This is a genomic window from Chitinophaga sp. GbtcB8 (genome assembly GCF_019091455.1).
Lineage (GTDB): Bacteria > Bacteroidota > Bacteroidia > Chitinophagales > Chitinophagaceae > Chitinophaga.
The window spans coordinates 117,692-141,225 of sequence record NZ_JAGXJN010000010.1 but is presented as its reverse complement, the minus strand read 5'-3'; the positions used below and the strand labels follow the sequence as shown (position 1 = coordinate 141,225).

Here is a 23,534-nt window from a genome sequence, read left to right as displayed (position 1 = left end):
CCCCTACTCCTTCCTGATCCTGTCCCTTTCATCCTTTGCACCACCCTCCTTCCTGACAGCACTCTTTAACCCATTCCCGCCAAAAGACCGTGCATACGTTAACCTGAAAACCGGCCGCACCGTAGATTCTGTATGAATAAACACATTGTTTACAATATCAAACGCTTCCCTGGTAAGCGTACCGTACTGCGTATGAATACTAAAGCTGCGCAGCACATCTGTTACAGATAGCTGCAGGCTGCCGGCATTGTTATTCAGCTCCTTTTTAATACCGGCATTTATAACGCCAAAGCCATCCACCTTTACAGAACCATTGTAAGAACGGGCATTATACCAGCCGGATAGTTCAGCGGAGAAACGCCCAGGCAGCTGAAAGGTTTCACTGAAGTTAAAGGAATAACCCAGGTAGGTTTGCTTCACCGGCTGCAGGGTATGCACCACTTTGTAATTATACAATGCACCGGTTAAACTGTAGCTCATGGTCCACCAGTCATTTACCTTTACCGGTACATTGGCCTGGAAGCTAATGCTGTTCAGGTAAGCCATGTTCTGCGGGGAAATGTATAACAGGTTGGCAGCCGCGGTTTGGCTGATCTGGTAACGGATAATGGGATTATTATCCCGGCTGAACAGCAGGGAAAAAGTATAACCTTTATTGTTATACCCCAGCTTTATATTATGGGTAATGGCAGGCCGCAGAAAAGGATTACCGGTATACACGGCAGTAGGATCACTGTAGATCACGTAAGAAGCAAGATCATTGTAGGAAGGGCGGCTGATCCTTTTGCTGTAAGCCAGCTGCAGCTCGGCCTCTTCATTTAACTTGCGGGAAAGGGATATATTGGGGAACAGCACGCCCAGCTTACGGTTCAGGGTACTTTCACCGGTTTGCGGATTATCCATACGGGTATGGGCATATTCATAACGTAAACCGGCAACCAGGCTGGTGGCAGGGTTCAGCTGTACATTAACGGAGGTATAAGCTGCGCCAATACCTTCCTTCATTAAAATATTATTGAGGGTTTCAGAACGGTTCAACCATTTATCATTGATCAGGCTTTCAATGTGCGATGTGCTGGTGCTGCGTGTATACGTTCCTTTTATACCGGCTTCCAGCTTAATGGCGGCATTCAGCTGCCTGGAATAATCTGCCTTAGCTACTCCTACCTGGATGGTAGTATTGGCAAACCCGCGCTGCAAAGGCGCAAAAAGACTATCGTTCTCCCCCGCTCTTGCACCATGTTCATTTACAAACTGGCTGAATACTTCTGAAGGGTTGTTATTATTAAAGTACAGGTAATCCAGATCCAGGTTCAGCTGCTCCCCTGCCCTTAATTTCTTTTCCAGGTAAATGGATGATAGCAGGTTTTGCCAGCGGTTACGGCCATTTACAACACCATTGTATTGCAGCAGGGAATCCGGCAGCACATTATAACCGGCATTGGCAATGGTAGTTGTATTAGAGCGGCTGCTGTTATAGGCTACGTTAGCGCCAATGGTGGTTTTATCATTCAGCTGGTGATCTATACCCATAGTAACATCATGATTGTGCTGTACCTGCTGGGTGGTATCCCAGGCTATCACCTCCATGCGCCCGCCCAGCACCGGCATATCCTGCGCGCTGGTAATATACAGGTCTGAGTAGATTTTGTTCATGGAATAGGTATAGGACCCATACAGGTTGGTACGTTTAGTGTTGTGCGCCAGGTTCATGCCGGCCGTACCTTTTTGCCGCCAGCCATAACCGCCGGTAACTGAAAAAGTGCCATGAGTGCCCTGCTGCCGGTCGTTCTTTAGCACAATGTTGATCATACCGGCGCTGCCATCAGCATCGTAACGGGATCCTGGTGTGGTAAGCAGCTCTATTTTCTCAATGTTATCTGCGCTCATACTGTTCAACAGGCTCACTACCTGGTCCATAGACATGCGTACCAGCTTCCCGTTGATCATTACCATCACCCCGCTTTTGCTATTCAGCATAATACTGTTGTTGCGGTAATCGATCATTACCCCGGGCGAGCGTTCCAGCACGTTCAGCGCAGAGCTGCCTTTGGTTAACAGGCTGTTTTGCACATTCACCACCATACCGTCTGTACGGGGTTGAAATAAGGGTTTCTCCGCCCGTACCACTACCTCTCCCAGCTGCCGGGTATCTTCCGCCAGCGCCAGGGTGCCTGCATCTTTTTGCGGTTGTGCAGCAGTTAGTATAAATGGGGCCGACGTAAAAACCTGGTAACCTACATTGCTGTAACGCAACAGGTATTGCCCCGGTGTTGTGGGTTCTATGCGGTAAGCGCCCTTTTCATCTGTTAAAGCAGCTTTTACCAGCGAGGTATCGCTGCTTTTTAACAGCAGCACATTGGCAAAGGGAATGGGCTGCCCGGCAGCTGTAGTAAGCCGGCCGGATACCTGGCCAAAGGCAGCTGGTGCAAAACCGCACAGTAATAAGCACAGGTGTAAGATCTTCATATTGCAGGCTGTTTAGAAAGTTCTCCAAAGAAATACGCACCTGCACACTAAAAAAAACCGGAATGACCATCCGCTGCCACTAATTGATGAAGCGCAGCAAAAGCCCTTAAAACCGGCTGCAAAGGCACAGTACAGGCAAGGGATGCCTTTCATATACCACCGGTTGCAGCTGGTCAATTATTTAAGCCTGTTTACATAGTACTGCTTTCAAATAGGCGGAAAGTCCTGTATCTTTAAAAGAAGCATCTGTCCTTAAATTTTTATACAATGCAAGCTGCCCATCCGCACTGGTTTATCCGGTATAAGTTATACCACCTGCCGTTCTGGCTCCTGTACCATTACATTTGGTGGGTAGTAGCTATCGGCAATCCTTTTAAAGCGGCAGATGCCATCCTGCACAGCACCTATGCTATTAAGTTCAGCTTTTACATTGTGTTCCAGGCATTGGCGGTGTATTTCAACCTGTATTTCCTGATACCGCGTTACCTGGAAAAAGGCCGGTTCACGATTTACCTCAGCTACCTGTTATTAACCGTGATCTGTGCTACAGCGCTTATTATACCGGGTTATTATCTAACCGCTTTTGCAGCAGGCCAAACGGTTGGGGATTATTATAAATCAGACGGTAACTGCATTTACCAGTTCATTGGTGCAGCCTTACCTTCTACCCTGGCCAGCATGACCTTAGGCATGAGCATTAAGCTGGCCGGTAACTGGCTGCAAACACAAAGAAGGCAACAGCTGCTGGAAAAAGAAAAGCTGGAAACAGAGCTCAACTTTTTGAAGTACCAGTTTAACCCGCATTTCCTGTTCAATTCCATTAACTCCATCTTTTTCCTGATCCATAAAAACCCGCACATGGCATCGGCCTCGCTGGCCAAATTCTCCGACCTGCTGCGGTACCAGCTGTATGAGTGTAACGATAAACAGATACCGCTCAGCAACGAGATCGCTTACCTGGAAAATTTTATAGAGCTGGAAAAGCTGCGGCAGAACGATAACCTGCAGGTGACCTTTAACATACAGCAGCAAAGTACAGCTCATCTAATGATAGCGCCCTTTATACTCATGACATTTGTGGAGAATGCTTTTAAACACGTATCCAAACATGCGGACACGCCCAACTGGATCAACATGCAAATGCGTATGAACGAACAGCAGCTGGATTTTATAGTAACCAACAGCACCTCTGACAATGCTTCCAAAGATGTGCTGCACTATGGCGGCATCGGGTTAAAAAATGTGCAGCGCCGGCTGGACCTGCTGTATCCCGGTCAGTACCAGCTGGAGATACAAAGCAGCGACACACGGTTTGGCGTACACTTTCACCTGGATGTATCTGCGCAGCAGCAAACACAATCTGTACCGGCATTAGCCTTCAACTATAAATAGTATGATGAACTGTGTAATTATTGACGATGAGCCCCTGGCCCGGGAAGGTATGGCCAACTATGTGCGGGAAATTGATTTCCTGCAGCTGACCGGCACCTGCGAAAACCCGGTGGAGCTGATGAAGCTACTGGACAAACATCCCATAGACCTGGTATTCCTGGACATACAAATGCCCAAGATGAATGGTATTGATTTCCTGAAGATCGTACAAAGGCCGCCCATGGTTATTATTACCACCGCCTTCCCCACCTATGCGCTGGAAGGTTTTCAGCTGAATGTGCTGGACTACCTTTTAAAACCCATCACCTTTGACCGCTTTTTTAAATCAGCCAATAAAGCCAAGGAATACCATCAGCTTATTACCAACGCCAGCATGCCGGCTCCTCAAACAACAACAGAAGGCATCGATCACTTTTTCATTAAATGCGGCAGCAAATACGAAAAGATCTACTTTGATGATATTTTGTATGTTGAAGGCATGCAGAACTACGTAACCATTTACACACGTAAAGGCAAATATGTAACCCTGTTATACCTGAAACACCTGGAAGAGAATTTAAACCGCAGCTCCTTTATCCGCGTGCATAAGAGTTACATTGTATCCATCCAGAAGATAGAAGGTATTGAGGGCAATGAGATCTTCATACAATCGCACAAAATTCCCATTAGCCGTAATTACCGGGAGCAGGTAATTGAGCAGGTGGTGATGAATAAGTTGTGGGATAAGATTAAGTTTTCATAGCGACCTCAATAAGATTTTCCCTATATTAATTGTTAACCAATTATTTATAGATTAACAATTACTCAGCTACACGGCCTTACTCAGATAGGCAATTCAAAATTCATGATTCATGAATCATGAATTACGTATCTTAGGGGTATGAATCAGCACAATGGGATGCGGCCGCAAGACATCGCCGTATTGTTAAAAATAGTTGTATCTCCTTCAAATTGGATGAACAAGGACATTGCAGAAGCCTTGTTTTTGAGTCCTGCAGAAGTAAGCTATTCCTTACAGCGGTCAGCCCTGGCAGAACTTATTGACCATTCTAAGAGAAAAGTTATGAGAAAAACATTCCTGGAATTCATCCAGTATGGTCTGCCTCATGTGTTTCCCGCTATTAAAGGTTCAATCGCAATAGGCGTACCGACAGCATTTTCATCTCCTGTTATGTCGAGATACCTTATGACAAATCAATCAGGGGAAATGGTTGTATGGCCTTATGCTGAAGGTCAAGCCCGGGGGGAATCTATTACTCCATTATATCCTAATGCAGTGAAGGCTGCTCTTAAGGATCCTGAATTGCACGAATTATTTGCGCTCGTAGATGCAATGCGTTTAGGAAAAGTCCGGGAGAAAGAAATCGCCCTTAAGTTATTAAAAGAAAAATTCAGTCCGCACCATGCATGAAAATCTTGTTCGGATTAAAGCGGTGGCCAATATTCTGAAAGGACTTGATCAACCTTATGTATTTGTTGGAGGTGCAACTGTTTCTTTATATTCAACACAAAAAGCACTGGCCGAAAGCATCCGTCCAACAGATGATGTAGATGTTGTAATAGAGCTTGCTTCTTATGCAGATCATTCTAAAATGGAGGAAAGGCTCAGAAAGCTGGGGTTTGTCAATAATATAGAATCAGGAATAATTTGCCGCTATAAAGTACAAGGGATTATTGTTGATATAATGCCCACTACCTCACAAGGACTTGGGTTCAGTAATAGCTGGTATCCTGATGGCTTTCAAAACGCAATTCCATATAAGCTGGATAACGAGACAGAGATCCGGATCTTCTCTCTGCCATATTTTCTTGCATCCAAATGGGAAGCTCACAAATCCAGAGGAGCAAATGATTTGCGGACAAGCCGGGATTTTGAAGACATGGTGTATGTTTTTGAGAATTGCCGGGATTTCGATGAACAACTTTTAACCGGTCCGGCTCCTGTTAGAGAATACCTCGCGCAGGAGCTTTCAGCGTTCCTGGAACATCCGGATTTCGAAGAAGCCTTGTATTGTCACATGGAAAGTGCCAGGTATGGTGCAAGCGTAGGAAAGCTGATCGCTAAGATAAAAGCAGGCCTGATGTTACGGGAAGCATAAATAACAACAGCCATGACCTTTGGAAACAACTTACTATTTTTCTTTAGTGCGCTGGGGGCATTTAACGGTCTCATTATCGGCACATACTTCCTTTGCTTCACCACAAAGAAAACCCTGTCCAATTATTTTCTGGGCGCTCTGTTGATTGCACTGAGCATCCGTATAGGAAAGTCTGTCGCCTATTTTTTTGACTATAATTTACCAAAAACAATCCTGCAGCTTGGGCTGACGGCCTGCCTGTTCATTGGTCCTCTTTTATACTTCTTCGTAAAAACAGAAATGCAGCAGGTGCGGAAACTGCCGGTATCATGGAGCATACAGCTGCTAGCCTGGTTGGCAGTGATCCTGGTAACCGGTTTGGTTTTTCCCTATGTGCGCTTCCCGCAGCTCCTTACCTGGATAATGGACAGAAAGTAGTATTGAGGATATCCGGAGACCGCGACACGATCTTCATGCGAAAGGACAAAACCTCAGTAATTATAAAGGGGTTAATATGATCACGCACGGAGGGCATACAGCTGCTTTCCGCACTTTTATGGGCCGCTTCCCTGATGAGCATCTGGCCATTATTGCCCTAAGTAATGATGAACACAATGAAAGGCTGAATGCCCGCTGGCAGATCGCTGACTTTTATATAAAAGACAAGCTGAAAGAGGAAAAACCATCTGCCACTATACCCGGCCAATCAATAGTTAAACCTATCGTAGCATACCCCAACAATCTAAAGGACTTTACAGGCGGGTATTACAGCGATGAGCTCAGCACCAGCTATACGTTCGCCGTGCGCGGGGATACACTTATCATGACCCATCTGAAGCTGGAAGGCATTGAATTGAAGCGGGTAGGCGGCAATAAATTTTCAGGCTCGGGCCCGGAAACCTTTGCATTTGAAATGGAGTTCCTGAAAAATGAAAACCATGCCGTGACCGGCTTCACGATCTCGAATTTTGGAGTAAAGAATTTAAAATTCATGAAAGTGAAGTAAGCAGGTGCAAGTTTGATCACCCCACTGCTGCTATAACCGCACAGCCCCTGCCCTTCACCTCTTCAATCTCACTGGCTGTTAAAGGTTTTCCCATTTCAAGTCCTATAAACAACAGGAAGGTGGCTGTTTTATCCCATCCTTCCGGAAGTTCCAAAGGCAGCTCTATCCGCTGGGCATTAAATGTTTGCTGATTGCCATGCCACTCTGTAGCAGTAGAAAAAACAGCCGGCAATGGTTTGGGGTTAATCTCCGTATAATCCCTTCCGTTATGCTTTATATCGGCAATGGCGCCCATACCTAATACAAAACGGTACAGCGGCGGGTTTGGGGGCAACAGCAGGTTTATGCCCGGCGTTAGCTCCGGCAGCTGTACCACACCTTTGCCGGTGGCGCGGTCAATGGAACAAATGGGCGTTTGCCGTACCGTACTCTCAAAAGGATTTTTCAGGTTCAAACGAAAGCCCTGCAGCAAAGCCGCATGCTGTGAAAATAAGAGCCCCCGTTTGCCTCTTTCACTTACGGTATCCCGCGGCTGCATTCTTTTTCTCAATAAGGAACTTAATGCAGATGTGAAATTGTAGTCTGCCAGGTTATTTACAGCATTCATCATTCGCTTGATACGGCCAGCAGTGGATGCACAAATGCCAAACTCCGAATTATTTTCCCGCGTACGTTCAAACCTGGGACTAGTAGCGATCTGCTCTTTAGTGGCGCCACCCTTGCGGCGCAGGATGATCTTGTCTGAACCTTTAGTAGTATAAGCGGAGATATTGCCCACGCTTCCGGTAAATTGGATGCCGTCTTTCAGGATTCCCATAGGAAGAAAATTTATGATTTTGGTGTATGAAATAAATTACGGTGGCAATGATAAGTAATATCAAAACCTTCAACAACATATTTATAACACGTATATAAGCCATCCTTTATAAGGGATAGCTTATATATGGCTCACATATAGCTTACATATGGCTTATATATAGCTTATCCTTTTATTGCAACCGGATGCAAAGCGAAATGTAATATTGAAACCATTAGTATCCATTAGAGCTAACAGCTCTAAAAACATAACGGCCTGACGGTTTCTAAAAAAAACATCAGGCCATTGCATACATAAAACAGCTAAAATTCACACCATCACTTCCCGGTTAAACCGGTTCCGGTAATCTACCGGCGACATGCCCGTAATGCGTTTAAATATATCCCGGAAAGATTTGGTATCGTTATAACCAATATCGTACATCACTTCATTAATGCTTTTCATACCGCGTTCCAGCAGCTTTTTGGCTGCCTCCACCTTTACCATTTGCACATACTCCACTACGGAGCTGGTAGTAGCCTGTTTAAAACGGCGCTCAAAATTGCGGCGGCCCAGGGCTACCATACCAGCCAGCTGGTCTACCGTTATACGCTGCTCATAATTTTCTTCAATAAACTCCTGCACCTTTAAAATATTTTCATCCTGGTGGGATTTGTAACCTTCAAAAATAATGAAGTGTGATTGTTTTTTCCGGTCTACATCAATAGCAAATACTTTGGAGATCCAGACCATTACATCGCGGCTGGTATATTTTTCAATGATGTATAAAATAAGGTTCAGGTAAGAGTAGGCTGCGCCACTGGTGTAGATGCCCTTTTCGTGCGTCATGATCTCGTCTTTCACCAATTGTACCTCAGGGAAAAGATCGCGGAACTCGTCGGCATGGATCCAGTGGGTAGTGCTTTTTTTACCGTTCAGCAAACCGGTGGCTGCCAGCAAAAAAGTACCGGTGCAAAGGCTCATGATCTCTGCCCCTTTCTGGTATTGTGAAATGATCCAGGGCAGCAGGTCTTTATTTAGCTCTATCCCTTTGACCACATCGGTATGCAGGGCTGGTATAATGATAAGGTTTGTGGTAAAATCTTCAGAGATCAAACGGCCGGTATGTACGCTAAAGAAATTCTCCTTCATAACATTATCGATCCGTTTGCCTACCAGCTGTAAATGAAAAGCAGGCGGTTTGTCCTGCCTTTCAAGGAGCTTATTTACTTCAATGAACATATGGTGGATGCCTTCCACATTACTGAGGCTGATGTCTCCTTCGGGGATTAAAACAGACACGTGTTTCATATTACAAAGATAATCATCGCTATCTTTGGCACAATAGTATCATAATAATGCGTAAAAAAACAACCTCCATTCCTGTAAACCATTTTGATGGCGAGCTTAACTCAGGTATTTTCATTGAAAAAATATCTTTTAAAGATCTACCTGGTTTTGAGGAATTGGAGCGCCCGGAACGGCACGACCGTCATTCATTCTTCCTGCTTGAAAACGGAACCATTACGCTCGAAATTGATTTTAAAAAGTATAAAATTAAGTCTCCATCTGTCATTTACATGCATCCCAACCAGGTGCATCGGATCTTAGCATTTGAAAATGTAATGGTCTGCAGTTTGGGGATCAATAATGAAAATCTCAATCCTGCATATTTAAAATTTCTGGAAGAGATCACCCCCGCAAAACCTTTGCTGTTAAAGAAAGAAACATTTTCCCTGATCTCCGAAGCAGTATCGCTTTGCCTCAGATTTTCTAAAAGAAACCCTGATAAGTTATACCATTCTTTACTAAAAGATAGCTGCAACGCATGGGTCGCATTGGTCATTTCACAGTATTTAGAACAATCCAGATCCACAGACAAACTTTCACGATTTGAAATTGTTACCAAAGCCTTTAAGGAAATACTGGAACATCATTATGCGGTTGTTAAACGCCCGGCAGCGTATGCGCAGAAACTAAATATATCTACCCCTTACCTGAACGAATGTGTTAAAAAAGTAACCGGTTATCCCGTTACCTATCATATACAGCAACGTGTTGTTTTAGAAGCAAAACGTTTGCTCTATCATTCTGACAGATCGGTAAAAGAAATTGCATTTGAACTGGGTTATGATAATTACCCGTATTTTTCGCGGCTGTTTACTAATATTTCAGGGATGACACCATTGGCCTTCCGGAATAAAAACCTCGATTAGTATAATACCTACCTTGTATTGTTATTGTTCACGTTGATTGTACGATGTTCCTTTGCAGCAACAAAAGATCGTATAAAAAATGGAAGCACTAAAAGAAAAAAAAGTACTTGTTTCGGGTGCAGGTTTTGCCGGCCTTTCAACCGCTTACTGGATGAACAAACTGGGCTATAAAGTAACGGTTGTGGAAATTGCAAACGGGCTTAAAATGGGCGGAACGCCTGTGAATGTGGAGGGGAATACCATTAACATCGTTAAGCATATGGGGCTTTTTGAGCAGATCAGATTAAACAGGCTGGTTATGGAAATGCTGGAATTTAAAAATGCAGATGATGTTACGGAAGGAGCAATGACCTTAAAGAAAGAGGGTGAGGAGCTGCCGGATGATGCATATGAAATTGAGAGAAATACCTTGCTCAATATGTTATTTGACACGGTGAAAAATGATGTTATATTCATTTTCAACAACAGCATCACTGCCTTAAACGAAACAAAGGATCATATCGAAGCTACCTTTAAAGATGGCTCACAACAAGCTTTTGACCTGGTGTTTGGTTGTGACGGCATCCATTCGGCTATCAGAAAGATCTGGTTTGGCAACGAAGCTGAATACTCACATTTTCTCGGGCAATATTTTTCCATCACCATCGTAAACAAATTGCTGATAAAGGAAAACACCACACAATTCTATAATGTGCCGGATAAGGCTGTAATGCTGAATGCCTATAACAATAAGACCGATATAATTTTTTGTTTCCGTTCAGAAAAAGAGATCCCTTACGATTATCGTGATGAAGAACAACAAAGAAAAATTATCCTGGAACAATTTGCCGGCCAAAGCTGGAGAACCCCGGCACTACTGGAAGAAGTAGAAAGATCGAAAACATTTTACTTTGATAAGCTTTGCCAGATAAAAATGCCGTCCTGGACCAAAGGCAGAGTGGCGCTGGTGGGCGATGCAGGCTATTGTGCTTCGCCAGCTGCGGGAAAGGGCGGATCGCTGGCAATAGATGGAGCTGCCGCATTAGCAGATGCTTTTCACCAAAACAACGGAAATTTTGAATTAGCGTTCCTGGATTACAATAAAAATTTCCGTCCCTTTATTGAGGAAGTTCAGGCTAAAGTGGTAAGCGTGGGATTAGATATACTTGTTCCAGCAACTGAAGAAGCTATCCGCAAAAGGAACACAGAAGGCTTTGGCCCTGACTTTTAATATGTATACACTTTAGGGGCTGGCTAAAAAGAATGTAAAATCATAAATGCAAAATTTAAAATGTAAAAGTAAAATGCCGCGAGCATGAGTCTGTACCTGGTATCTCGGCATTTTACTTTTACATTCTTCCTGTTAGCCCTACAACCTCAGGATCTTTGAGGCATTCTTATTGTAAATTTTCTCCAGCACTGTATCCGGCAGGTATAAACCATAGATCATCCAGCGCGCCTGCATATGGTGGCTGGGCGACGGATCAATATATTCATCCTTTGTTTCCAGGAAACGGTAATAAATGCGGTAGGCTGCTGCATCACAGGGCGTATCCGTACCAAACAGCACGCGGTCCTGGTATTTGATCAGGAAATCGCGGCTGGTGTAGGGCTGCCTTCCCAGCTCACTGATCCGCGCTGAGATCTCTACATATAAATTAGGGTATTTATCCAGCCAGCCGGATACGCGCTCCAGCTCTTCCGGCAGGTTACCCACATGCGCGCCTATAAAAATAGTTTTGGGATGGCGCTCAATGATGTGATTGCGCTGTGTAAGGATGGTTTCTTTGGAGGGGAACTGCGGCCCGTAAAAAGACCAGTCAGGGTGCGCTCCCAGCTCATCGTAGCGTTCATTATAACGGTCTACCGGCGTAAAAAACGCTTTGGGATCAGATACATGGATCAGTACCGGTATACCCAGCTCACCGCATTTTTCCCAGAAAGGATCAATACGCGGGTCATCTACCGGCACCAGCTTCCCGCTTTTATCCTTTATGATCAGGCCCAGCTCCTTTGCGATCTTTACCCCTTTTATGCCCATCTTCACAGCTGCTTCCAGCTTCTTTCCTTCTCTTACGCCAAAATCAGGTTCATCTATCCGGCTGAAGTCCGGCCGGAAAAATACCAGGAACCTGTCTTTAGATACTGCCTGCGACGCTTTCAGGTGCTGCAGGTACTGATCACCGGCTGAATAACCATCCAGGCTTACACATTTTATTACACCGGCTTTATCCATTTCCGACAGGTAGGTGGCGGTATTCTCCAGCTTACCCAGGTGATTGTGAATATCGATCACCGGGAACTTTGGTTTCATTAATTTGGTTTCCTTTACTACCAGCTGGCTTCCTGGCTGCCAGTCCAGCAGCTTCAGATCCCCTTTTTGTGCAAACAATATTACAGGGGTCAGTAACACGTGAAGGGCCAATAATATATTTTTCTTCATGTTATTCTTCTTTATGGTTATTTAAGCTCATATACCCGTACATAATCTATGAGAAAATCTGCCGGAAAAACGGTGGGATCTATGCCCTGCTCAGCGCCCCAATCGCCGCCTATAGCCAGGTTCAGTAAAAGATATTGTGGTACATGATAAGCCCATTTGCCTTCAGGTACATCTTTCCTGTAGTAAGAGAAATACTTCTGGTCATCAAAGAAAAAATCGATCCGGTCATTGTACCACTCTACCGCATATACGTGGAAATCTTCCCAGGGTTTTTCCACCGTGATCTTACCGCCACGGCTGCCGCCTTCATAACCTGGGTGTATGTTAGCATGGATGCTGTTGGGATCATGGCCTACAAACTCCATGATATCAATTTCAGAATACACCTGCGAAGAATCCCCCGGTCCCCAGGCCATGTTATTGCCCAGGGTCCAGATGGCAGGCCACACGCCCCTGCCATGCGGCAGCTTGGCCCGTACCTCTACCCTGCCGGTGGTGAATTCAAAAATATCTTCTGTGTTCAGGCAGGCGGATGTGAACTCCCCGCCGCTGTCAGAAGTAACAAAGCTGCTGCCGCCTTTGATCAAACGCAGCGGCTCTTCTTTGATGGCACGTATCACCAGGTGACCATCTTCCACATGCGCGTTCTCATACCGGTTCTTGGTATAATACTGCGCTTCGCGATGTCTTACAAAACCTTCCTCATAGCGCCATTTCTTTGGATCAGGGTGCCCGGTATAATTAAATTCATCTGACCAGATCAGCTTACCTTTCTGCGCAAAGGTTATAACAGGCATCAAAAAAAACATACAGGCTAATAATTGCTTCATATCATTATGTATTAAAAAATTAGATGATTATACCAATCAACCACGTCATTGCGAGGAGCCTGGAGGATTTTTGTGGGCGAGGCGCGACGAAGCAATCTCCAGCCATTCGTGGGATTGCTTCAGCATGCTCCGCACAAACCCGCACTATGCTTCGCAATGACGAAACAGAGTGGGGGACTATTCAAAAACCAGGCGGCCGAATTTTTCTATCTCATGAAAGCTGCTGCCTGTGAGCTGCCATGACCATTCCACTGCGTCTTTATCATAGTCAACCCGGTACAGGTTGACCTTCCAGGTTGTGCCTTTCCGGGGAACAATATTCCTTAATGGCCGCAACAGCTTAAAGGGAATGAAAAACTCTGCTGTCCAGCTATTCAGGGCTGCGCCGCTTTTCTTTTCTCCGCCAGACACCGTGGTGGCGTGCTGCGTTTTCCTGTCTGCATCATAATGAAAGGGCAACCAGCGTACCAGGTCGCCCTGCTCATTGGAGATCAGGATGGGCAGCTCGTAGTTCAACGGGGAGATCTCGTATTCAAAATAGGCCGGCTGTAAAGTGTCCGGCCACAGGAACACTTCTGCTACGTCTTCTGTCCACAGGTCCAGGAAATCCGCTTTCATGGCGGCGCTCAGCCGCTGATCCTCGCAATGGAAAAGAAAGTAGATACCGTTATTTGAGTATAGCGCTTTTACTTTTGTTGACTGCTGCTGCTGCCCGCTGCGCTGTGGCAGCGTGATCCAGCTTGCCTGGTTCCAGCCGGCATTGCTGCCATCGCCAGTAACCTTAAAGTCACTTATGGGTATTACGCTCAGCTGCTGTGCAAATATCTCTGTGCTGCAACAAATGCACGCAAGTACCAGCATCCATTTACAAGCTATTATCATGGGTTCTGTGTGAGGTTAGGATTAAGGCCGGTTTCACGTTCAGGAATATAATTGATCACCTGCGGATCTGTTGGCTGAATGGTTTGATCAAACTGGTTAGTACCATGAAAGCCCGGATAGGCGCGCACCATAGGGCGGTTGTTCCGGTACAGGTCATAAGGACGGTGCGCTTCAAATGCCAGCTCAAGGCGGCGTTCTTCCAGCACCACATCCAGTACGGAAGCGCGCCCTTTCAGATCAGCAACTGTGTATAATGCGGTTCCGGATAAACCGGCGCGGCGGCGGATCAGGTTTACATCATCAATGGCTGGCTGCGCATTTCCCAGCTTGGCATTGGCTTCTGCACGGGTCAGGTACATTTCCGCCAGGCGCAGGATAACGGGCGAGCTCAGATTGGCAACCCCTTCCTGCCAGTTGTATTTATTGATATAATAGATGGGCGTCTGGTTACGCATCAGCATGTTACCATTGGCATCGCGTTGCGGTTCCACAAAGCTGTGACGCACATCCTGCGGATATTGATCCAGCAGCTTCACATAAGCAAGGGATGCATATACTTCTCCCCAGCCGGTGGACTGTGTAACCGGGTCATTATAGTACATGGAGCCAATAGCATCCTTACCGCGATCGTCTGCCAGGGTATGCCTGATGGCAAAGATGGTTTCCGGGTTCTCTTCCGGTATTACCCGGAAGTAGGTTTTGTAAGGCTGTGTTTCTACCAGGTGATAACGGTTGGAGTTGATCACCTTATTGGCATACAGCAAGGCATTGGCGTTATCTTCCATATACAGGTATACCCGCGCCAGTAAAGCTTCGGCTACTTCTTTGGATGCAAAGGCTGCATTTTTGCTTTCCGTCATCAGGGCAGCGGCATGTTCCAGGTCAGCTATCACAAACGCATATACGTCTTTCACAGAGCTCCTGGATGGGCGGTCGTCTTTTGTATTGTCTTTGATCACTACGCCCGGGTTGTTGCCGCTGCCCTGCGGATAGGGCCTGCCGAAAATACGCACCAGGTCAAAATGTGCCATGGCGCGCAGGTACAGGTTTTCGCCCTTTAGCTGGTCCAGCTGCGGGGAAGTGCCATCTGTTATTCTTTCAATAATGGCATTGGCAGAATAGATCACTTTGTAAGCGCCCTGCCAGAACTGTTCCGTGTTTCCCATGCCCGGGAAATGTGTATAGGTATAGGTATAAAATACCTGGTCGCCGGTAGCGCCGCTTAATGCTACATCATCACCGGGATATTCACCCAGCTGGTTGAGGTTCTTGGTATACATCCTGTCTACCAGCCCGGAATAAGTACCGTATGTAGCTGTTTGCAGGTCTTCCGGCGTTTCCAGTGCAGCTTTATCCGATTTGCCGTTGTAAGGCTCCAGGTCTTTGTTGCAGCTGCCGGTTACAAACACTATAGCGGCAAAAATTGCCGTCATTGCGAGGCGAAGGGGGGATTTTGTAGGTGAGGCGCGACGAAGCAATCTTGCGAAGGGATGGCAGGAGATTGCTTCAGCATGCTCAGCACAGACCAACGCTATGCCTCGCAATGACGAAAGAGGACGGATAATCATATAATATTTTAAAAGCTTCTTTTTCATAGCTGCTGTTTTTAAAAGGTGACATTAATACCAACCAGCACTTTTTTGGACAGCGGGTATTTGGTGCTGTTCTGCTGGAAGTTGTTACCGCTTTCGCCTACCGGCTGCGCATAGGGGCGTAATCCCATTTCAGGATCCATACCGGAGAAACCGGTCAGCGTCCACAGGTTGTCGCCACTGATAAATACCCTTGCGTTATTCACCTTTATGCGGCGCAGGAAACTTTCCGGCACATCGTAAGAAAACGTAACGTTGCGCAGACGCAGGTAGCTGCCATCCTGCAGGAAGCGGGATGATTCCAGGTCGGAGTTCTTATTACCTCCGTACACTGCTTTGGGATCAGTGGCTATGTCTCCTTCTTTTTGCCACCTGGTACGGTTCTTAGGCAACACCCTTGAATTGGAAGTGGGCTCGCTGCCGTCATTGGTATTCTCTTCATATACCTGGTTGCCGCTCACAAAATTGAAGAAGGCGCTGAGTGTAAAACCCTTCCATGAAAAGCGGTTGTTAATGCCACCGGTGAAATCAGGTGATGCGGTACCTGCGTATTGCAGCGTGGCATCATCGTAAGAGTTGGTGGTGCTGATGGTTTGTTTGCCATTGGCGTCTGTGCTCACTACTTCCCATAAGGGATCGCCATTCTTTGCGTCCACACCGGCCCATTTGCGCATATGCCAGCTATAGAGGTCGCGGCCTTCGCTGATCCACTGCAGGGAAGAGTAAGCAATATCTTCACGGTTGTTCAGCTTCAGCACTTTGTTGCGGTTAATGGAGAGGTTAAAGCTGGTTTCCCATTTAAAGTGCGCGCTGTTGATATTCCGGGTGTTCAGGTTAAACTCTATTCCCCTGTTGCGCACAGAACCAACATTACGTGTAATATAATCATAACCGCTGGTATAGGGCACCGGCACATCCAGCAGCAGGGCGCTGGTGGTTTTATCATACACATCTACGGTAAGGGTTATACGTTTCAGGAGATCTATGTCCAATCCGATGTTGGTGGTCTTTGACTTTTCCCAGGTAAGATCGGGATTCTGCAATACTGACGGCACAGAACCCGGATTGGAAGCATATTGTGAAGTATATGCATAAATGCCTAAGGACTGGTAATCGCCTATTTCTGCATTACCGGTAATACCATAGCTGGCCCTGATCTTCAGCTGATCTATTAACCGCTGATCTTTCATAAACGGCTCGCTGCTCAGGATCCAGGAAGCTCCCAATGTATAAAAACCTGCGGAGCGGTGATTAGCGCCAAAGCGGGAGGATGCTTCATTGATATAGGCGCCTATGAGGTTATACTTTTCGCGGTAGGTATAATCTACCTGCACCAGCCCTTTTGTAAACCGGTTCTCAGATTTGCTGCCAGGGCCAAATGGCGATTGCTGGATGTTGGCGGCTGCATCCATAATATGCAGGCCTGCCGGTATCTTATTGCCATACAGGCTGTTGTTTTCAACATAGTTCTTCTCCCCTTCTGCTACTGCTATTGCGCTCAGGGCATGCTCCCCGAAGGTGCGCTGGTAGCTGAGGCGGTTGGAGGTTATGAGCTTTGATTCATAACCGGAGTTGTTGTACAATTCTCCCAGGCCCCTGCCTGCTTTGGAGCGTACATCATAATACAGCTCACTGCGCAGGTTAGAGTAACTTACACGGTTGTAGGTTGAAAAGGTAAGGTTGGGTGTGATATAATAGTCCAGGTTCACATCTGCAGCAGTGGTGAGCTGTTTGCCTTTATCATAGTTAAATTGCCATCCGTGAAGGAAGTTGTCGTGCTCACGGCCTATCCATCCTTCTTCTGTGCCCATTTTTATGGACCCATCGGCATTATACGGATTATCCCAGGGTAAATTGATCTTTGACAACACCAGCGCCCCGTAGTTTCCCGATGCTTCATTTTCAAAATTGCGGGAAGCAGCGTTGATACGGGTGGTTAGCTTCAGCTTTTCATTGATCCGGTGTGTGATATTTGCACGAAGGTTATACACTTCATTGCTGGTATGCCGGATAATACCTTCTTCCTTATAATAATTCCCGGAAACGTAGAACTGTGTTTTTTCAGAGCCGCCGGATACGGAGAGCAGGTGGTTCTGAGTAAGACCGGTATGGTATGCAAGATCCATCCAGTCCGTATTCTGCGATAGCAGGCTGGCAGGGCGGTCCCGCGCAAAATCGGCGGGGGCAAAATAACTTTTCTGGTAATCATACAGCTGCTGGCTGTTCATGAGCTTCATATTACCCATGCTCATTTTATTGAACCCTACGCTGGAATTAAGGCTGATCTGCGTTTTACCGGCCTGCCCGGATTTAGTTGTGATGATGATGACTCCGTTGGATGCCCTGGCGCCGTACAGCCCTGCTGCAGCGGCATCTTTCAGGATGGTAACGGAAGCAATATCGTTCGGGTTGGCGGTACCGCCCACAATACCATCCACCACGTACAAAGGCCCGGAGCCGGCGGTAATGGAGCTGGAGCCACGGATGGTAACGTTAGCGGCTACACTGGGGTTACCGGATGCGTTCTGTACTACTACGCCGGCTACCTTTCCCTGTAACAGGCTGGCTACGTTGTTGGAGGTTACATCATTCAGCTGTTTGCCGGTTACCACCGCCACTGAGCTGGATACCTGCGATAATCTTTTAGAAGTGTAACCGGTTACTACTACTTCGTTCAGGTTGGCGTTCTCCGCCTCCATCTTTACGGTTATTTTGCTGCGGCCATTCACCGGCAGCTCCTGCGTTCCAAAGCCTACTGCCTTAAAAATAAGCGTGCCTTTTGCAGGCACCTTTACCTGGTAACGCCCATTGGCATCGCTGGCAGTGCCGGTTTTCAGCGCAGGCACATACACGGTAACACCGGGAAAAGGATCTCCCTTTTCATCTGTAACCAGGCCGGATACCGGTACCAGTGTATCCTGTACCGGTGCGGCCATACTTTTTTTGCTCCCCAATAAAAATAATAACAGGATCAGGCATGCATAATTATACAGGTATTTTCTTTTGGCTGACGGCCCGGTTAACGGGCCCTTCTTCATAAATTGGAAATACATACGCTTACGGTATTAGGTGATATGTAGATGGTTGAGTATTGGCATATTCTTAGAGCTGCATTAACTTCAAAGCATTCCCGCGGTAGATCTTTTCCAGTATGGTGGCACTTAATCCCAGCCCATAGAGCGGCCAGTGATAAGTGAAGATCTCATGTTCATAAAAATGATCATCGGTTGATTCCATGATCCGGAAAGCGGTACGGTAAAATTTAGTGGCGTAGTCCATATTCATGGCCGGGTCGTAGCCCAGGTCTGTGCCGAATAACAGCCGGTCCTGGTATTTTTCATAGAACGCCGCGGCAAAACGTGGTATGGTAGCAGTTTCTGCAAACCTTGCGGCATTATCCACATACAGGTTGGGATAACGGTCCAGCATTTTACCTACAATGCTGAGATCATAGGTGCAGTTAGCAAAATGGCAGGCTATGAAAATGGTGCCGGGGTTTTCCCTCACTACATTCTCAAAAGACTGTATCAGCGCGGCATGGCCCAGGAGGCCCGGCTGGCTCTGATCTATGCGCCACTCGTAGGCGTTCATTAACCCGTCGTTGGTGGCATCCATGGGCAGGTACATCCACATGGGATCTGCAATGTGTATGTTCACCGGCATATGCAGCTGCCCGCATTTTTCAAACAATGGTTTCATTCGCGGATCATCCAGGTGCAGGCCATAAGCGGCTACGGGGCGGGAATAAAACTCACCCAGTCCTTTGTCGCCCAGCTCTCCTACACCTTTTGCGCCCATGCGATGGCAGCGTTCCAGTTCCGCAACTGCATGGTCTGTCCAGCTGCTGCCTGGCTGGTCATAACCCGTATAATCAAAGCCGCACCACAGGTCAAAGCGGTTAGCATAGGCCGCATATTGCCTGGTCACTGCGTCAAAACCGGCGCCGGTTTCAAATGTGAGCACTACACTTTTTTCAATGTTTGCATCATCCATCCGGGCCACCCATCTGCTAACATCCAGCTCCGGCTGCCATGCGTGCGTATGGGTATCAATTACCGGGAAAGCTGCTTTTACAATTGATGTTTCCGGCATTTTGAATACCGACTGCGGGCGGTAGTCCTGCAATCTGATATGCTCCGGCGATGACGGAACATTTCCTAATGGCTTTGGTTTTACTTTGTCGAGATCCATGTTTATTTATTTTAATGATTATCCGCTTTCATATACCAATCCCGTCATTGCGAGGAGCAAAGTAAAGCCAGGGTGTGGGGGGGCAACGATTGATTGGTATATGAAACCGGACAATTTTATTTTTAACATCCACTACGGCAGCGTCACGTATTTTACCTGGTATGGATTCAGGTTTACGGCCAGCGTACTATTGATCTTTGTTTTCTGCAGCGAAGCGGTTTTATTGATCAGCATTATTTTTGTTTGTGATGCCATCACCATCACGCTTGTGGCGGATACCGTGGTGGTATACAATTTTGTACCTGCGGGGAAATAAGTGTTAAAGTCTTTGTACACATAATAATTGTTGAACGGCTTACCTCCGTTTGGCACCAGGGTGCTGCTAAAGAAGTTGCTTACATTACCGTCTCCTTCCTGTTGTTCCGGCGACCATCTCAGTGATACAGCATCGCCGCCAAGCGCATGGTATACCAGCATGCATCCCAGCGCTGCAGGTTGTTTGGTGGTATCGGTGTTTAAGCCCACATAATCTTCCGACCACCATACCGGCAGATCTGTTTGTGAATGCAGCCAGGTGCTTATATCCTTGAATTTTTTGGTAGCTCCAATGATGTCGGTGGCATCTTCGTCGTTGGAGTCAATGCCGCCGTCTACGCAGAGGAAATCACCGCCGTGTTTGTGCTGCAGCCAGTAGGTAACTACATCCAGGCAGCGTTGGTCCAATGTGCCATAGGCAGGGTCTGAAATGCTGCTGGCGGCGCCGAATGGCGGGTCTATCCAGGAATCTATGCCAATGTATGGGCCGCCGATGATAGCATCCGGGCGTACTTTCTTAACAGAGTCGTACACCAGGTTATACAGGCGGGTATAACGTTCATAGTCCCAGTGGTTCTCGCCCGGAACTGTATCCCACATGCTTTTCAGCTCATTCCATACCTGGAAATATCTTACATTGTTATAACGTTTTGCAACTTCCGCACAGAGGTGTGCAAAGTCTTTTTCTTTTGAGAGCAGCGGCGCCCATTCTATCTTATCCCAGTCGGTATCGTCATCATATTTGCCAGGGGCCCAGGTGGGATCCGTCATCCAGGTGGGCGCGGTAGCAAAGGTGATCACCGGTGTTGACTGCATAGTGGTGGTCATAAGGCTTACGCGGGTATCCAGGGAAGTCCAGTCGTAAACACCTGGCCGGGGCTCAGGATTATCAGCACCAAAACCAAAGATGTGCTGATTGTGATAAACAACGGCGCCTTTCAGCAAATTCGTTCCCCTGGTAATGGAGGGACCATCACCCCAGGAATCCAGTGTGTTCTTCATATAGGTCACTCCTAATTTGAGTGAGGTGGTCATGAGCTGCGTGCTTTTGTTTACCGTAATTCTTACGGTATCCGCCAGCAATCCTGCTTTTGTGAATGCTTCGTTTTCAGGCAGTAACTTCGGATCAACTTTACATGATCCGATAAAGGCTATCATAGCCGGGGCAATAAGGAATGTTTTCCATTTTAGTGTGGTCATTCTGTGAGGTTTTTCCAGTGCTTTTAATTTTTTACACTGCAGGTGAACAATAAATAAAAATCAATACTACGTACAGCCGCGGGCGTTACATGCGCCCGGACCGGTATATTCCAAATCCTATTTATTTTTACTCAGACAGAATGAAGATTGCCACTGCTGCCAGCAGCAATCCTGTTGTGAGCACCGCATCCGGTACTACACCATAAATAATGAGGGAAAGAATGACTGTAATAACAGATGATAAGCTGGTTAATGGTATTACAATGATGGCTTTACCGTAACGCAGCGCGTAAACCAGCATCAGCGCACCGATGGCATTTAACAGGTGAATGGGCACAGCCAGCCCGAACCCTTTCCATCCCCAGTTTATTGGGCGTGAAAAATCTGTTATGCTTATGGCTATAGGCACCAGCAGCACTGATGCTGCCATCATATAGAAAAAGATACTTTCTGCTTTCATGCCGTTATTGGCAAACTTCATTACAAAGCCCTGGGTAGCCCACATTACAAATACCAGCATTGCCATTATGAGCCAGGTATATCCCTGCGCCTGTTTATTTTGCCCGGGCTGGAAGGCCAGGAAAAATGCGGCAAGCAATGCTACACCTATACCTAACCATTGCCTGCGGGAACAGCTTTCCCTGAGGAACACCACTGAGAGCAGGATGGTGAGCAAGGGAAAAAGGGCGATGAGTGGAAACAGGATATATGCCGGCCCTGTGCGCAATGCTTCAAAAAGGATCAGCTGCCCGCCTGCACCCAGCAGGCCCACCATAGATCCCTGGAAAATATGCTTTGGGCTGCGGTCCAGTTTCCAGTTAATGATCCATAAGGCTGCAACAGCACAGGGCAGCATTGTCAGCGTCCATACAATATATCCCAGTGTTGCCGGGAAACCGGCCTTTTCAGGTATTTCAATAAACGCTCCCCAAACTCCTACAAAAACAGTATTAATTGCGGTATATAAAAGCCAAAGCCGGGATCTATTCATATGTGGAACATTTATTGTTTCAAGGCCAAGCAACCTTCCGAAACCTTATCTTTTCTCTCTAAAACAAAGTAAATATAAGATATTTAAATAAAAAACAAGCAATAAATATTTTTTTACAAGGATTTTGAAGAATAATAACAAAGGAAACGAAGGGTTTAATGTATATAAAGCCCCAAAAAAGCGAAGCAGCAAAGATCACCCGTCTGACAGATAACTCTTGCTGCTTCGCTGATTTGTGTGCTGAATGCTGGGATAGGTTATGCTATGATCACCTTTACGTCCAGGTCTTCCAGGCGTTTTTTATCTTCTGCGCTTATACCGGCGTCGGTAACCACAGTATTTATCTTGTTGACCGGGCAAATAAATGCCAGGCTTTTTTTGTTGAACTTACTGGAATCTGCCAGCACAATCACTTCGTTGGCTATTTCTATCATGATCTCATTCAGGTGGGCTTCTTCCATATTAGGCGTATAGATCCCATTACGGGTATCAAAGCCATCAACCCCCAGGAAAACCTTGTCCACATGGAAGCTGCGCAGGTTCTTCTCCGCCAGGGGGCCTATGAGCGACATAGAATTTTGCCGCAGGTAACCGCCGGGGATGATCACATTTATATTGGGATAACCGGATAACATGTTCACAATGTTCATGGCATTGGTGATCACATTCAGGCTTTTGAAAGATTGCATGTGTTTAACCATCTCCGCGGTAGTGGTACCGGAATCAATGATCATGGTATCATTTTCATTGATAAGGGCGGCAGCGCTTTTGCCGATGGCTACTTTTTCCACATAATGGATCTTATTTTTTTCACTGATACGCTGATCCATCCCTACATTATTTTCCAGCTTGATAGCCCCGCCCCTGGCGCGTAACAGCATATTCTTCTGTTCCAGCTGATCCAGATCATTGCGGATAGTTACCTCGCTTACATTAAACTCTTTGCTCAGCTCACTGATGATCACCTGGCCGTTCTTATACAGCTTCTGCAGTATCTCCTTTCTCCGGTTTACAGTTGATCCGTTTTGGCTCTCTTCCATTTACAGTTGTTTATTTTGAGTTTTTAGCTATTATAAGCCAGCTAAGTTACAGATTATTGTGTAATCTCTTTCAAACGAAATTTAAAACAAATTATCTGAAATAATAAAAAGGTT

At 46.4% G+C, this 23,534-nt stretch carries 20 protein-coding genes; 8 read left to right on the top strand and 12 right to left on the bottom strand.

Annotated features, from left to right (window positions below):
- Nucleotides 1–3 precede the first annotated feature (3 nt).
- Nucleotides 4–2,469 carry a TonB-dependent receptor gene (locus tag KVT36_RS11955; RefSeq protein WP_217603726.1) on the bottom strand — a complete coding sequence of 822 codons (2,466 nt, stop codon included), beginning with the start codon at nt 2,467–2,469 and terminating at the stop codon, nt 4–6.
- Between the two features lie 267 nt (nt 2,470–2,736).
- Here KVT36_RS11955 and KVT36_RS11950 point away from each other — a divergent pair, with 267 nt between their 5' ends.
- From KVT36_RS11950 to KVT36_RS11925, 6 genes are all read left to right on the top strand, one after another.
- Nucleotides 2,737–3,861: a sensor histidine kinase gene (locus tag KVT36_RS11950; protein WP_217603725.1), complete on the top strand. Its 1,125-nt coding sequence runs from the start codon at nt 2,737–2,739 to the stop codon at nt 3,859–3,861.
- A gap of 1 nt (nt 3,862) precedes the next feature.
- Nucleotides 3,863–4,603, top strand: a complete 741-nt coding sequence (locus tag KVT36_RS11945) for a LytTR family DNA-binding domain-containing protein (RefSeq protein ID WP_254639961.1) — start codon at nt 3,863–3,865, stop codon at nt 4,601–4,603.
- A gap of 138 nt (nt 4,604–4,741) precedes the next feature.
- Nucleotides 4,742–5,272: a hypothetical protein gene (locus tag KVT36_RS11940; RefSeq protein ID WP_217603724.1), complete on the top strand. Its 531-nt coding sequence runs from the start codon at nt 4,742–4,744 to the stop codon at nt 5,270–5,272.
- Nucleotides 5,265–5,960, top strand: a complete 696-nt coding sequence (locus KVT36_RS11935) for a nucleotidyl transferase AbiEii/AbiGii toxin family protein (RefSeq protein ID WP_217603723.1) — start codon at nt 5,265–5,267, stop codon at nt 5,958–5,960. The genes KVT36_RS11940 and KVT36_RS11935 overlap by 8 nt, the downstream gene beginning before the upstream one ends.
- Before the next feature lie 12 nt (nt 5,961–5,972).
- A complete protein-coding gene (locus KVT36_RS11930; RefSeq protein ID WP_217603722.1) occupies nt 5,973–6,377 on the top strand; it encodes a hypothetical protein in 405 nt (134 codons plus the stop codon).
- A gap of 76 nt (nt 6,378–6,453) precedes the next feature.
- Nucleotides 6,454–6,945, top strand: a complete 492-nt coding sequence (locus tag KVT36_RS11925) for a hypothetical protein (RefSeq protein ID WP_217603721.1) — start codon at nt 6,454–6,456, stop codon at nt 6,943–6,945.
- Nucleotides 6,946–6,961: 16 nt separating this feature from the next.
- Here the strand turns inward: KVT36_RS11925 and KVT36_RS11920 are convergent, their stop codons facing one another.
- Together KVT36_RS11920 and KVT36_RS11915 are read right to left on the bottom strand one after the other, a co-directional pair.
- Nucleotides 6,962–7,762 carry a hypothetical protein gene (locus KVT36_RS11920; protein ID WP_217603720.1) on the bottom strand — a complete coding sequence of 267 codons (801 nt, stop codon included), beginning with the start codon at nt 7,760–7,762 and terminating at the stop codon, nt 6,962–6,964.
- Nucleotides 7,763–8,071: 309 nt separating this feature from the next.
- On the bottom strand, nt 8,072–9,052 hold the full coding sequence (locus KVT36_RS11915; protein WP_217603719.1) for a GlxA family transcriptional regulator: 981 nt from the start codon (nt 9,050–9,052) through the stop codon (nt 8,072–8,074).
- Nucleotides 9,053–9,099: 47 nt separating this feature from the next.
- On the opposite strand from KVT36_RS11915, the gene KVT36_RS11910 reads away from it, so the two are divergent.
- Together KVT36_RS11910 and KVT36_RS11905 are read left to right on the top strand one after the other, a co-directional pair.
- A complete protein-coding gene (locus KVT36_RS11910) occupies nt 9,100–9,957 on the top strand; it encodes a helix-turn-helix transcriptional regulator (RefSeq protein ID WP_217603718.1) in 858 nt (285 codons plus the stop codon).
- Between the two features lie 79 nt (nt 9,958–10,036).
- Entirely contained in the window at nt 10,037–11,167 is a 1,131-nt protein-coding gene (locus KVT36_RS11905) for an FAD-dependent monooxygenase (RefSeq protein ID WP_217603717.1), read from the top strand.
- Nucleotides 11,168–11,305: 138 nt separating this feature from the next.
- On the opposite strand, the gene KVT36_RS11900 is transcribed toward KVT36_RS11905, so the two are convergent.
- The 9 genes from KVT36_RS11900 to agaR form a co-directional block, all read right to left on the bottom strand.
- Complete coding sequence (locus tag KVT36_RS11900) at nt 11,306–12,379, bottom strand: amidohydrolase family protein (protein WP_217603716.1); 1,074 nt, start codon at nt 12,377–12,379, stop codon at nt 11,306–11,308.
- Between the two features lie 17 nt (nt 12,380–12,396).
- Nucleotides 12,397–13,209, bottom strand: a complete 813-nt coding sequence (locus tag KVT36_RS11895; protein WP_217603715.1) for a family 16 glycosylhydrolase — start codon at nt 13,207–13,209, stop codon at nt 12,397–12,399.
- Nucleotides 13,210–13,386: 177 nt separating this feature from the next.
- Nucleotides 13,387–14,091, bottom strand: coding sequence for a carbohydrate-binding family 9-like protein (locus KVT36_RS11890; protein WP_217603714.1), 705 nt, complete (start codon nt 14,089–14,091; stop codon nt 13,387–13,389).
- Nucleotides 14,088–15,524: a RagB/SusD family nutrient uptake outer membrane protein gene (locus KVT36_RS11885; protein WP_217603713.1), complete on the bottom strand. Its 1,437-nt coding sequence runs from the start codon at nt 15,522–15,524 to the stop codon at nt 14,088–14,090. Before KVT36_RS11885 ends, KVT36_RS11890 begins: the two co-directional genes overlap by 4 nt.
- 173 nt (nt 15,525–15,697) lie before the next feature.
- Nucleotides 15,698–18,736: a SusC/RagA family TonB-linked outer membrane protein gene (locus KVT36_RS11880; RefSeq protein WP_217603712.1), complete on the bottom strand. Its 3,039-nt coding sequence runs from the start codon at nt 18,734–18,736 to the stop codon at nt 15,698–15,700.
- 49 nt (nt 18,737–18,785) lie between these two features.
- Nucleotides 18,786–19,874, bottom strand: a complete 1,089-nt coding sequence (locus tag KVT36_RS11875; RefSeq protein WP_217603711.1) for an amidohydrolase family protein — start codon at nt 19,872–19,874, stop codon at nt 18,786–18,788.
- Between the two features lie 132 nt (nt 19,875–20,006).
- Nucleotides 20,007–21,389 carry a hypothetical protein gene (locus KVT36_RS11870; protein ID WP_217603710.1) on the bottom strand — a complete coding sequence of 461 codons (1,383 nt, stop codon included), beginning with the start codon at nt 21,387–21,389 and terminating at the stop codon, nt 20,007–20,009.
- A 127-nt stretch (nt 21,390–21,516) separates the two neighbouring features.
- A complete protein-coding gene (locus KVT36_RS11865; RefSeq protein ID WP_217603709.1) occupies nt 21,517–22,380 on the bottom strand; it encodes a DMT family transporter in 864 nt (287 codons plus the stop codon).
- Between the two features lie 257 nt (nt 22,381–22,637).
- On the bottom strand, nt 22,638–23,420 hold the full coding sequence (gene agaR / locus KVT36_RS11860) for a transcriptional repressor AgaR (protein ID WP_217603708.1): 783 nt from the start codon (nt 23,418–23,420) through the stop codon (nt 22,638–22,640).
- Nucleotides 23,421–23,534: the final 114 nt, after the last annotated feature.

Bases quoted from the DNA above. Each gene is read 5' to 3' on its own strand.
- KVT36_RS11945 (WP_254639961.1), top strand. From the start codon at position 3,863: ATGATGAACTGTGTAATTATTGACGATGAGCCCCTGGCCCGGGAAGGT.
- KVT36_RS11880 (WP_217603712.1), bottom strand. From the start codon at position 18,736: ATGTATTTCCAATTTATGAAGAAGGGCCCGTTAACCGGGCCGTCAGCC.
- KVT36_RS11950 (WP_217603725.1), top strand. From the start codon at position 2,737: ATGCAAGCTGCCCATCCGCACTGGTTTATCCGGTATAAGTTATACCAC.
- KVT36_RS11930 (WP_217603722.1), top strand. From the start codon at position 5,973: ATGACCTTTGGAAACAACTTACTATTTTTCTTTAGTGCGCTGGGGGCA.
- KVT36_RS11910 (WP_217603718.1), top strand. From the start codon at position 9,100: ATGCGTAAAAAAACAACCTCCATTCCTGTAAACCATTTTGATGGCGAG.
- KVT36_RS11915 (WP_217603719.1), bottom strand. From the start codon at position 9,052: ATGAAACACGTGTCTGTTTTAATCCCCGAAGGAGACATCAGCCTCAGT.
- KVT36_RS11895 (WP_217603715.1), bottom strand. From the start codon at position 13,209: ATGAAGCAATTATTAGCCTGTATGTTTTTTTTGATGCCTGTTATAACC.
- KVT36_RS11935 (WP_217603723.1), top strand. From the start codon at position 5,265: ATGCATGAAAATCTTGTTCGGATTAAAGCGGTGGCCAATATTCTGAAA.
- KVT36_RS11885 (WP_217603713.1), bottom strand. From the start codon at position 15,524: ATGACGGCAATTTTTGCCGCTATAGTGTTTGTAACCGGCAGCTGCAAC.
- KVT36_RS11900 (WP_217603716.1), bottom strand. From the start codon at position 12,379: ATGAAGAAAAATATATTATTGGCCCTTCACGTGTTACTGACCCCTGTA.
- agaR (WP_217603708.1), bottom strand. From the start codon at position 23,420: ATGGAAGAGAGCCAAAACGGATCAACTGTAAACCGGAGAAAGGAGATA.
- KVT36_RS11905 (WP_217603717.1), top strand. From the start codon at position 10,037: ATGGAAGCACTAAAAGAAAAAAAAGTACTTGTTTCGGGTGCAGGTTTT.
- KVT36_RS11955 (WP_217603726.1), bottom strand. From the start codon at position 2,469: ATGAAGATCTTACACCTGTGCTTATTACTGTGCGGTTTTGCACCAGCT.
- KVT36_RS11940 (WP_217603724.1), top strand. From the start codon at position 4,742: ATGAATCAGCACAATGGGATGCGGCCGCAAGACATCGCCGTATTGTTA.
- KVT36_RS11925 (WP_217603721.1), top strand. From the start codon at position 6,454: ATGATCACGCACGGAGGGCATACAGCTGCTTTCCGCACTTTTATGGGC.
- KVT36_RS11870 (WP_217603710.1), bottom strand. From the start codon at position 21,389: ATGACCACACTAAAATGGAAAACATTCCTTATTGCCCCGGCTATGATA.
- KVT36_RS11920 (WP_217603720.1), bottom strand. From the start codon at position 7,762: ATGGGAATCCTGAAAGACGGCATCCAATTTACCGGAAGCGTGGGCAAT.
- KVT36_RS11890 (WP_217603714.1), bottom strand. From the start codon at position 14,091: ATGATAATAGCTTGTAAATGGATGCTGGTACTTGCGTGCATTTGTTGC.
- KVT36_RS11865 (WP_217603709.1), bottom strand. From the start codon at position 22,380: ATGAATAGATCCCGGCTTTGGCTTTTATATACCGCAATTAATACTGTT.
- KVT36_RS11875 (WP_217603711.1), bottom strand. From the start codon at position 19,874: ATGGATCTCGACAAAGTAAAACCAAAGCCATTAGGAAATGTTCCGTCA.